Genomic DNA, 9,917 nt, shown 5'->3' with positions numbered 1-9,917 from the left:
CCCGCGGCCCCGGCGCCCACCCCGGCGCCCGGCGGCGCGGCGCGGCGGATGCGCCGCCTCGGCCTGATGCTGCGCACGCACTGGTTCTTCACCCTCGTCTGCGCCCTCGGCTTGGCCGGGCGCATCCTGACGATGGTCGCGTACCGGCCCGCGCTGCTCTACATCGACTCGTTCGGCTACCTCGCCAACGCCGGGACGCTCAGCCCGACCGGCAGCGAGCCGATCGGCTACCCGATCCTGCTGCGGCTGCTGGGGGACGTGAACCACAGCCTCGCCCTCGTCACGGCGGTACAGCACCTGCTCGGACTGGCCGCCGGCGTGTGCATCTACATCCTGCTGATGCGCCATCGGATGCCGAAGACGCTGGCCGCGCTAGCGAGCGCGCCGGTGCTGCTCGACGCGTACGAATGGCAGATCGAGCAGAACATCCTGACCGACTCGCTGTTCCTTTCGCTGATCGCGGCGGCGTTGATCGTGCTGACCTGGCGGCACCGGCCCGGACCGTGGCTCACCGCGTCTGCCGGACTGCTGCTGGGCCTCGGCGTCACGGTGCGCGCGGTCGGCGAGGTGACGCTGATCCCGGCTGTGCTGTTCGCGGTGCTGGCCGCCGGTCCGACCTGGCGCCGCCGCGTCACGGCGCTCGGGGCGTTCGTCGTCGCGGCCGCCGTCCCCCTGGTCGCCTACACCGTGTACTCCGCCGGATTCGCCGGGGCGCACGGCCTGCGGGCGAGCAACACGATCATGCTCTACGGCCGTACCGCCACGATCGCCGACTGCGCGTCGCTGCCGGCCGACCTCAAGTCCCTGTGCCCGTCGGATCCGGTGAGCAAGCGTCAGAGTCTCGGCTCCGACTACTATCAGAGCTCGCCGAACTCGCCCTACTTCGTGTACGAGACCGACACCGGCCAGGTGCCGTCGCTGGCCTCGCAGTTCTCCTGGTACGTGATCGAACACCAGCCGCTGCGCTTCGCCGAGGCGGTCGGGCACGACTTCCTGGAACTGTTCATCTCCCCGCACGGCCAGGTCAGCGGGGGCACCGCGGTCGGCCGCTGGCAGTTCCAGACGAGCTATCCCGAGTTCGCGCCGCTGAACGCGAACACCGAGCTCGCCTCCCTCGGCCAGAGCGCCCCCACGGTGAACACCGGCGTCGCCCAGCTGCTGCGCGACTACCAGCTCGGCGGCGGCTACACCCCGGACGTGCTCTACGCGATCTTCCTGCTGGCCGGGATCGGCGGCGCGCTCGGCCTGACCCGCACCGCGCGGCGCAGCGGCCTGCGGCTGTGGTGCGCGCTGTGGACCGGCACCGGCGTGCTGCTGCTGCTCGCCGCCGACGTGTTCGAGTTCTCCTGGCGCTACCAGCTGCCCGCGCTGGTCACCCTGCCCGTCGGCGGCGCCTTCGGGATCGCCGCGCTGGCCGGGTTCGGCCGGATCTGGCCGCCGATGAAGGCCTACCCGGAACCCTCGGACGCGCAGGCGGTGGCCGAGTTCCGGGCGGAGTACGGCGCCGACTTCGAGCTGCCCCCGGTCGTGGTGCTGATCGCCGCGTACAACGAGGCCGACGCGATCGGCGCGGTCATCGACGACCTGCCGGACGAGTGCCTCGGCATGGCCCTCAAACCCCTGATCGTGGTGGACGGGGCGACCGACGAGACCGCGCGGATCTCGCGTGAGCACGGCGCGCCCACCTGCGTGCTGCCGGTCAACCGGGGCCAGGGCGCGGCGCTGCGGGTCGGCTACCACCTGGCCTACGAGATGGGCGCGCGCTACATCGTGACCAGCGACGGCGACGGCCAGTACGACGCCGGCGAGCTGCCGGCCCTGCTCGCCCCGGTGGTCGACGGCTCGGCCGACCTGGTCATCGGCTCGCGGGTGCTCGGCGGGCGGGAGAACCGGGACCTGGTGCGGCACGCCGGTGTGCACTTCTACGGCTTCGTCGTCAGCTTCCTGACCCGCACCAAGGTCACCGACACCTCGTCGGGCTGGCGCGCCATGCGGGCGCAGGTGCCGGTGAACGTCACGCTCACCCAGGCGCAGTATCAGACCTCGGAGTTCCTGATCGGCACGCTGGCCAAGGGCTACCGGGTCGCGAACGTGCCGATGGCGATGCGGATGCGCAGCCACGGGTCCACCAAGAAGGGCAACAACCTGGTGTTCGGCCTGCGCTACTTCCGGGTGGTGGTCGGGACCTGGTGCCGGGAGTACGTGCGCCCGCGCGTCCTCGGGCGCCGGACGCGGACGGCGCCCGGCGAGCGGCCGGGCGCGCAGCCCACGTCCTGAACGACCTGAGCGGCTCGGGTCAGGCGAGGCCCTGGACGGTGTCCGGGGCTTCGCCGCGGGCCCGCCCGAACACCCACTTGTCGAAGACCACGAACTTCACCACGAAGGCGACCGCGTAGGTGGCCAGATAGGCCGCGTCGAGCAGCACCGCCCGGTCGATGCGGTCGCTGACCTGGCTGCGGATCAGGCCGTCGGTGGCGTCGGTGACGAGCACCGCGAGCGCGGCGGTGGCCACGGTGACCCCCCAATAGATCACGGCCTGGCGCATCCCCCGCTCGCCGTCCTGCTTCTTCCACGCCCAGAGCCGGTTGAGCACGTAGTTCGGCACCGCTCCGGCGACCCAGGCCAGGATCGAGGCGACCTGCGCACCGGTGTCGAACACCGCGTACGCCACGAACAGGGCCACCTCGCTGCAGACGGTGGCGATGAGGGATCCCGCGGTGTAGCGCAGGAAGACGCCCTTGCGCCGCACCGCCGCCACGATCATTTCAGTCACGACTCTCGTTCTCTCTGTTGTTCCCATGTACCCGCCCGGCCGCGGCGTACCTGCGCCGCGGGAAGGCGCAGCGCGAAGCACGCTCCGCGTCCCGGCTCGCTGCGCACCGAGGCGCTGCCGCCGTGGGCCTGCGCGATCGCCGCGACGATCGCCAGGCCGAGCCCGCTGCCCTGGTGCGCGCCGCTGCGCCGCGCCCTGGACCGGTCGGACCGGTAGAAGCGCTCGAAGGCGTGGGCCGCGTCCTCGGCGCTCAGGCCGGGACCGGTGTCGGTCACCTCGAGCACGCAGTGCCCGCTCGCGTCGGCCGGCCGCACCCGCAGGCTGACCGGCGTGCCGGCCGGAGTGTGGTGGACGGCGTTGGTCAGCAGGTTGTCCAGGGCCTGGCGCAGCCGGCCCTCGTCCCCGATGACGATCGGCTCGCCGACCCCGTCGAAGCCTTCTTCCGCGTCGCCGGACGGCTCGGCGGGCGGATCCAGCAGCAGTTCGATGGAGCGGTCGCTGGCCCTGGCCCGCGCGGCGATGACCGAATCCGCGGCCAGCGCGGCCAGATGCACCGGGTCGCGCGCCAGCGGGCGCTGCTGGTCGAGCCGCGCCAGCAGCAGCAGATCCTCCACCAGTAATCCCATCCGGGTGGCCTCGCCCTCGATCCGCCCCATCACCTCGGCCACCTGTTCGGGCCCGACCGCGCCCTGCCGGTAGAGCTCGGTGATGCCCCGGACCGAGGCGAGCGGCGTGCGCAGCTCGTGCCCGGCGTCGGCCACGAACCGACGCATCCTCGCCTCCGAGCGCAGTGCGGCGGCCTCGGAACGCGTCTGCGCGGCGAACGAGGACTCGATCTTGCCGAGCATGCCGTTGAGCGAGACGGAGAGCCGGCCGATCTCCGTCTTCGGATGCCCGTGCGGCACCCGGCGGGTCAGGTCCCCGGCCGAGATCGCCACCGCGGCCGACTCGATCCGGCGCAGCGGCAGCAGCGTGCGGCGCACCAGCAGGTGGCCGAGCCCGAGCAGGGCGAGACCGACCGCGGCGTCCACCACGATGTCGAGGTCGACCAGGTGGCTGACGGTCGCGTCCACGTTGTCCAGGGGAGTGGCCACCAGCACGTAGCCGCCCACGGTGGCGCCGACGGGGGCTGTCTCCTGGTGGGTCGCGGCGTCGTCCCCGAGCGCGGCCGAGTCGGGCGGCGCGACGTGCTCCGTGGTGTCTGTGACGTCCTGGAACCGCGCGCGTACCACCGCGATCTGCCAGTCCACCGTGACCGAGCCGACCCGGCTGGTCTGGGTGATCGGCTGCCCGGACTCCGTGGCCGCGAACAGGGTCACGGCCGAGGGACGGGCGGGCGCGACGGTGGACTGGTCGACGGTGGCGTCACAGGAGGACAGGGTGCTCGCGCCGTCGACGTCGCTGATCATCTCGACGGCGTTGTCGTTCGGCACGTTGCCGCAGTTCAAGGCCTGATACGTGGGCTTGTCCCAGTGCCCGCTGGAGATCGTGTGCGCCTCGGTGAGCAGCTGCTGCCCGCTCTGGTCGAGCAGGTAGGCGCGGAAGAGGTTGATCCCGACCAGCCCGGTGACGGTCAGCCCGACCGCGGCCAGCCCGAGGGCGGCGAGCACCAGCCGGGACCAGAGCGGGACGCGCGCGAAGACCGCCGGAATCCGCCGCCTGCCCCACCGGGCCGGCCACCACCGCAGCCGGTAGTGGCCGAATTCGGGCGCGGTCACTCGCCGGCCCTGGGTTCTCGCAGCACGTAGCCGACACCGCGCACGGTGTGCAGCAGGCGCGGACCCTCGCCCTCGATCTTCTGGCGCAGGAACGAGACGTAGGACTCGACGATGCCCTGCTGCCCGGCGAAGTCGTAGTTCCAGACGTGGTCCAGGATCTGCGCCTTCGACTGGACCCGGCCGCTGTTGGCCATCAGGTAGTTGAGGAGTTTGAATTCGGTCGGCGACAGGTTGATCCAGCGCCCGCCGCGGCGCACCTCGTGCGCCTCCTCGTCCAGCACGAGGTCGGCCACCGTGTGCCGGCCCGAGGCCGCGTGCCCGCGCGAGCGGCGCAGCAGGTTGCGGATGCGCGCGACCACCTCCTCCAGGCTGAACGGCTTGGTCACGTAGTCGTCGCCCAGGGCCAGGCCGGTCACCTTGTCCCCGACGGCGTCGCGCGCGGTCAGGAACAGCACCGGCGTCGGGCGCGAGGCCCGCAGCCGCCCGGCCACCTCGAAGCCGTCCAGGTCCGGCAGCATCACGTCCAGGATCACCAGGTCCGGCGCGTGCGCGGCCGCGTTGGCCAGCGCCTCGCGCCCGTCGGCCGCGGTGCTCACCGCGAAGCCGGAGAAGCGCAGGCTGGCCGAGAGCAGCTCGCGGATGTTCGGCTCGTCGTCGACGACCAGCAGATGGGCGAGCGGATCCCGGGTGGTGTCCATAGCGAGTCATCCTCGCCCGGGATCCTGAAAGTACTCCACCAACAGACTGGACGGATCCTGAAAGTTCGCCGCCCGCAGCCGTGGTCGGGCCGCCGATCTGCAGCAAGCTTCGATAAATCGGCCAGGAGCAGGTCAGGATGACCGGCTTGACTGCCGCACACGGTCGCACCCGACCGCACATACGCCTGTCACGTGCTGGAAAAGGTGGTTTGCATGCGGATCCTGGTTCTGGGAGCCGACGGGTACCTCGGTTGGCCCACGGCGCTGCACCTGTCCGCGGCCGGGCACGAGGTGGGCGTGCTGGACAACTTCGCCCGCCGGGCCTACGACGAGGAACTCGGCGTGGAGAGCCTGGTCCCGATCGAGTCCTTCGAGACCCGGATCGAAGCCTGGCGCGAGGTTTCCGGAAAGACCCTCACGCCCTACGTCGGGGACCTGACCGACCCGGAGTTCACCACCGCCGCGGTGCGCGGGTTCCGGCCGGACGCGATCGTGCACTTCGCCGAGCAGCGGGCCGCGCCCTACTCCATGATCGACCAGGCGCACGCGGTCTACACCCAGACCAACAACGTCGTCGGCACGCTGAACCTGCTCTACGCCATCGCCGAGGTCGACCCGGACATCCACCTGGTCAAGCTGGGCACGATGGGCGAGTACGGCACGCCGAACATCGACATCGAGGAGGGCTGGCTGGAGATCACCCACAAGGGGCGGACCGACCGCGTGCTCTACCCGAAGAAGCCGGGGTCGTTCTACCACCTGTCCAAGGTGCACGACAGCCACAACATCGAGTTCGCCTGCCGTATCTGGGGCCTGCGCGCGACCGACCTGAACCAGGGCGTGGTCTACGGCCAGCAGACCGAGCAGACCGACCGCGACCCGCGCCTGGCCACCCGCTTCGACTACGACGCGGTGTTCGGCACGGTGCTCAACCGCTTCGTCATCCAGGCCGTGCTCGGCCGGCCGCTGACCGTCTACGGCGACGGCAGCCAGACCCGCGGGATGCTCGAGATCCGCGACACCGTCGAGTGCATCCGGCTGGCCTGTGAGAATCCGGCCGAGCCGGGCGAGTTCCGGGTCTTCAACCAGATGACCGAGTCCTTCCGGCTCGAGGAGCTCGCCAAGACCGTCGCCGAGGCCTTCCCCGGCGACGTCGAGATCGAGCACCTGGAGAACCCGCGGGTGGAGCAGTCGGAGCACTACTACAACGTGGTGCACACCGGCCTGCCCGGCCTCGGCCTGCGGCCGCACCTGCTGTCCAACACCCTGATCGAGTCGCTCTTCCCGATCGTCGAGGCCAACAGCGAGCGGGTGCAGGACGGCGCCCTGCTTCCGAGCGTGCGCTGGCGCGGAGCGCTGCGCGGCTGAGCCGGAGACCGGTGGGACGGGTGTGCGTGTCGATGCGACGCCGCGTGCGGGCGGCGTCGTGTTGACAAGCGGTCTGACGGCGCGGCAGCCTGCAGCCACGATCTAGAACGCAGGAGCCGCCCGATGGCCGTGCCGACCACGACCCCTGACACCGCGCCCGTCCCCGCCACCGTGCCGGGTGTCGTCACGATCACGCGCACGCCCCGGCAGCTGTGGCTGCCGCTGCTGATCCTGGCGTTGATCGCGGTCGTGCGGCTTCCGGCGTGGTTGCAGCACAGCCCCGACCCGGCGGTCGCCCACCAGAACGCCACGGCGCTGCGGTTCTGGTACCTCACGGTCGTGCCGGTGTACGCGATCGCGCTGTGCGTGAACTTCCTGCCCACCCGGATCGAACTCGGCGAGAGCGCCCTCGTGCTGCGCCGCCCGCTGCGCCGCCGCCGCGTGCTGGAATGGCGCCACATCCAGGCCATCCTGGTGGACCCGCGCAGCTCCCGAAGGCGGGTCGCGGTCTACGGCGACGATGCGGACGGACGTCGCACGCTGCTGCCGGTGCCGTTCAGCGCCGTCATGCTGAAGGATCCGGACTTCGAGGAGAAGTTCCACCTCATCGGCCAGGCCTGGCTGGCCCGCCGCGGCGCCGACTGGGAGCTGCTGCCCCCGCCGAGTGTGCGTCAGGGTATGTAGCTCAGGTATCTCAATTCGATCAGCCCAGCGGTACGACGATCTCCGCGCCGTAGGCGCCGTTCTCCGCCTCGTCCAGCATCACGGCGGCGACGGTGGCGGCGGAGATCCGGGGCAGCAGCCCGGTCCGCCGGTAGTCGGCGAGCCGCGCGACGCCGCGCTTCGGACTGATCGGGCCCTTGCCGAGGTCCGGCGCGTGCACCACCGTCGCGCCCGCCGCCAGCGCGATGCCGTCCGCCTCGGCCTTCTCGGCGAGTTCCTTGCCGACGAACATCCGCATCAACACGTGGTAGACCTTGCCGCCCGCACCGGTGGACGCGCCGGAACCCAGCGCGCCCAGCCACAGGGTGCGTATACGCGTGTCGGCCAGCACCCGGGCCCCGGCGATGAGCGCGCCCGGGCCGTCGCCCTTGCTGATGCCGATGGCCGAGACCACCACCTCGACGTCGCCGAGGTCGGGGAAGGCGTGCGGCGCGCGGACGTCCGCCTGGCGCACCTCGATCTTTCCGGCCGCGGGGGCGGTGAACCGGTCCGGCCGGCGCACCAGCGCCACCACCTCGTGTCCCCGCTCGGCCGCCTGCTCGACCAGCAGGCCGCCGACGTTCCCGGACGCGCCGAGTACCGCGATACGCATGAGGATCCATCCCTTAACTAAACAAGTGTTGGCTAGATAAGTAAACAAGTGTTGCTTACCGGCTGTCAAGCTCGGCCGCTAAGCTGGAGCGCTGTTGTCGAAGGGTTCACGCTGGTCGGAAGGGGCTGGTCATGACGGCGCCGCGCGAGCAGGCCCCGGCCCGCCGCCGCAATCCGCGCGGGCAGGGCCAACTGCTCAAGACACAGCTCGTGGAGGCCGCGGCCAGGCTGCTGGCCACGCTCGACCACCCCGAGACGATCACCTTGCGGCAGGTCGCGCGCGAGGTGGGGGTGGCGCCGGCCAGCATCTACGGCCACTTCCCCGATCTCGGCGCGCTGATCGAGCACGTCCTACGGCTGCGTTACGCCGAACTGGCCGAGCTCATGGACCAGGCCGCGAGCCGCGCCGCGGACCCGCTCGGCGACCTCGTCGCCCGCTGCGCGGCCTACGTGCACTGGGGTGTGGAACAGCCCGGCTCCTACCGGACCCTGATCGGCAGCCGCATGCCGGCCGACCTCGTCCCGCACACCGCGCACGGCGCCGGGGCGCAGCTGCTGGAATCGGTCATCGCCTCGCTGGCCGCCGTCACCGAGGGCGAGGCGGAGGGCGAGGCCGAGGCGGACGCCGATATCCACGGCGCTTCGGACCAGGCCGCCGCCCAGCAGCGGCGGTGGCAGGCCGGGCTCATGCTCTGGACCGCGATGCACGGCCTGGTCAGCCTCTACAACGACCACGGCAACCTGCCGTGGCCGCCCCTGGACGACCTGCTCGCCGACCTGCTCGCCCTGCACACCGCCCGCCCGACGCCGGATATCGCAGCCCTCTTGCGGCTCGTAACAAAATGAGCGCGGCTTGGCTGCGCACGGTATTCGCGCGCCACGTCGACGGGGCGGAATTCCCGTGGCTCCGCAGGGCCAAGCTGGGCAGACTTTAGGAATGGACGATCAAGAATCCAACCTCGACACCAGCGTTGCCCAGGATGTTGCCGCGGCTGCGGGATCGATGATGTCTGATGCGATGCGTGCGGCCCGCCGGATGTCGTTCAACGCCGATGCGCTGACCTACCAACGGGGCAGGCCACGCTACCCGGACGCGATCTTCGAGTTGCTGGCAGAGCGGTGCGGACTGCGGCCCGGCGCGCGGGTGCTGGAGATCGGTGCCGGGACGGGCCTGGCGACCGGGCCGTTGTTGGCGGCCGGCGCGCACGTGGTCGCGGTCGAGCCCGGCGAGAGCCTGGCCGCGATCCTCGCCGCCGATCTCGCGTGCGACCGGCTGGAGATCTCTGTCAGCGACTTTGAGTCCGCAGACCTGCCAGGAGGGTTCGACCTCGCGGTGGCGGCGACGGCGCTGCACTGGCTCGACCCGGCCACATCGACCGCGAAGATCGCCGGGCTGGTGCGTCCGGGTGGCTGGCTGGCGCCGTGGTGGACCGAGTTCGGCGACGCCAAGCGGCCGACGATCTTCCGCGACCGGCTCGATGAGGTCTACCGCGACCTGCTGCCCGCCGATTTCACCAGCTACCGGGACAGCCGCTCGCACGTGCTCGACACCGACCGCTGGCGCAGGCAGTTGACCGCTGGCGGCTACTTCGGCGACGTCTCAGTCGAGTTCTTCGAATGGGATCAGATCCTGACCGCGCAGAGCGCGCGGGACCAGTGGTCCACGTTCCCGAACATCGCCGAACTCGCCCCGCCGAACCGCGCGGAGTTCCTCACTCGCCTCGGTTCGCTCGTTGACGAGCTCGGCGGCCAGGTCGCAGACCCGCGCCTGACGGTCATCTACACCGCTCAACGCGTCCACGGCTCGCCGTGATCCAATTGGACGACGGTCCAGAAGAGCGCTGTGACGTGCGCGACGATCTGCGGGCTCCATCGACTGGAGTCACAGCGACGGTTTCAGCCGTCGCCGGCAGATGACGGCACAGCCGAGGTCGTCATCCACCCATTTCAGCGCAGCAATGGGAAGACCACAGGCGCTTCGGCACCGCCGGGCCGGCCAAGACATCAGCCGACCGAGCGAGAGCCACCCTGCAAACCATCCCGAGA

Annotated in this window: 9 protein-coding genes; 5 read left to right on the top strand and 4 right to left on the bottom strand. The window is 71.1% G+C overall.

Features of this window, described 5'->3' with window-relative positions; all coding sequences use genetic code 11:
* On the top strand, positions 1-2,277 hold a 2,277-nt coding region (locus KDL01_RS06535; RefSeq protein ID WP_212527434.1), incomplete at its 5' end, for a glycosyltransferase family 2 protein.
* Positions 2,278-2,296: 19 nt separating this feature from the next.
* Here the strand turns inward: KDL01_RS06535 and KDL01_RS06530 are convergent.
* Genes KDL01_RS06530 through KDL01_RS06520 form a run of 3 tightly spaced genes read right to left on the bottom strand, consistent with a single transcriptional unit; the run spans position 2,297 to position 5,189 of the window.
* Positions 2,297-2,764, bottom strand: a complete 468-nt coding sequence (locus KDL01_RS06530; protein WP_246576047.1) for a GtrA family protein — start codon at positions 2,762-2,764, stop codon at positions 2,297-2,299.
* A 5-nt stretch (positions 2,765-2,769) separates the two neighbouring features.
* The gene (locus KDL01_RS06525; RefSeq protein ID WP_212527432.1) at positions 2,770-4,491 is read right to left on the bottom strand and encodes a sensor histidine kinase; all 1,722 of its coding nucleotides are present in this window, start codon (positions 4,489-4,491) and stop codon (positions 2,770-2,772) included.
* Positions 4,488-5,189, bottom strand: coding sequence for a response regulator transcription factor (locus KDL01_RS06520; RefSeq protein ID WP_212527431.1), 702 nt, complete (start codon positions 5,187-5,189; stop codon positions 4,488-4,490). The genes KDL01_RS06525 and KDL01_RS06520 overlap by 4 nt, the downstream gene beginning before the upstream one ends.
* 213 nt (positions 5,190-5,402) lie before the next feature.
* Here KDL01_RS06520 and KDL01_RS06515 point away from each other — a divergent pair, with 213 nt between their 5' ends.
* Positions 5,403-6,557 carry an NAD-dependent epimerase/dehydratase family protein gene (locus KDL01_RS06515; RefSeq protein WP_212527430.1) on the top strand — a complete coding sequence of 385 codons (1,155 nt, stop codon included), beginning with the start codon at positions 5,403-5,405 and terminating at the stop codon, positions 6,555-6,557.
* 123 nt (positions 6,558-6,680) lie between these two features.
* On the top strand, positions 6,681-7,241 hold the full coding sequence (locus tag KDL01_RS06510; protein ID WP_212527429.1) for a hypothetical protein: 561 nt from the start codon (positions 6,681-6,683) through the stop codon (positions 7,239-7,241).
* Positions 7,242-7,260: 19 nt separating this feature from the next.
* On the opposite strand, the gene KDL01_RS06505 is transcribed toward KDL01_RS06510, so the two are convergent.
* The gene (locus tag KDL01_RS06505; RefSeq protein ID WP_212527428.1) at positions 7,261-7,872 is read right to left on the bottom strand and encodes an NAD(P)-dependent oxidoreductase; all 612 of its coding nucleotides are present in this window, start codon (positions 7,870-7,872) and stop codon (positions 7,261-7,263) included.
* Positions 7,873-8,003: 131 nt separating this feature from the next.
* On the opposite strand from KDL01_RS06505, the gene KDL01_RS06500 reads away from it, so the two are divergent.
* Together KDL01_RS06500 and KDL01_RS06495 are read left to right on the top strand one after the other, a co-directional pair.
* A complete protein-coding gene (locus KDL01_RS06500; protein ID WP_212527427.1) occupies positions 8,004-8,717 on the top strand; it encodes a TetR/AcrR family transcriptional regulator in 714 nt (237 codons plus the stop codon).
* Positions 8,718-8,772: 55 nt separating this feature from the next.
* On the top strand, positions 8,773-9,684 hold the full coding sequence (locus KDL01_RS06495; protein ID WP_212527426.1) for a class I SAM-dependent methyltransferase: 912 nt from the start codon (positions 8,773-8,775) through the stop codon (positions 9,682-9,684).
* Positions 9,685-9,917 lie beyond the last annotated feature (233 nt).

The organism is Actinospica durhamensis (assembly GCF_018139695.1).
In the GTDB taxonomy this organism is placed as follows: Bacteria; Actinomycetota; Actinomycetes; order Streptomycetales; family Catenulisporaceae; genus Actinospica; species Actinospica durhamensis.
Note: the sequence above shows the minus strand (reverse complement) of the source record. Positions and strands in the feature narration are given on the sequence as shown.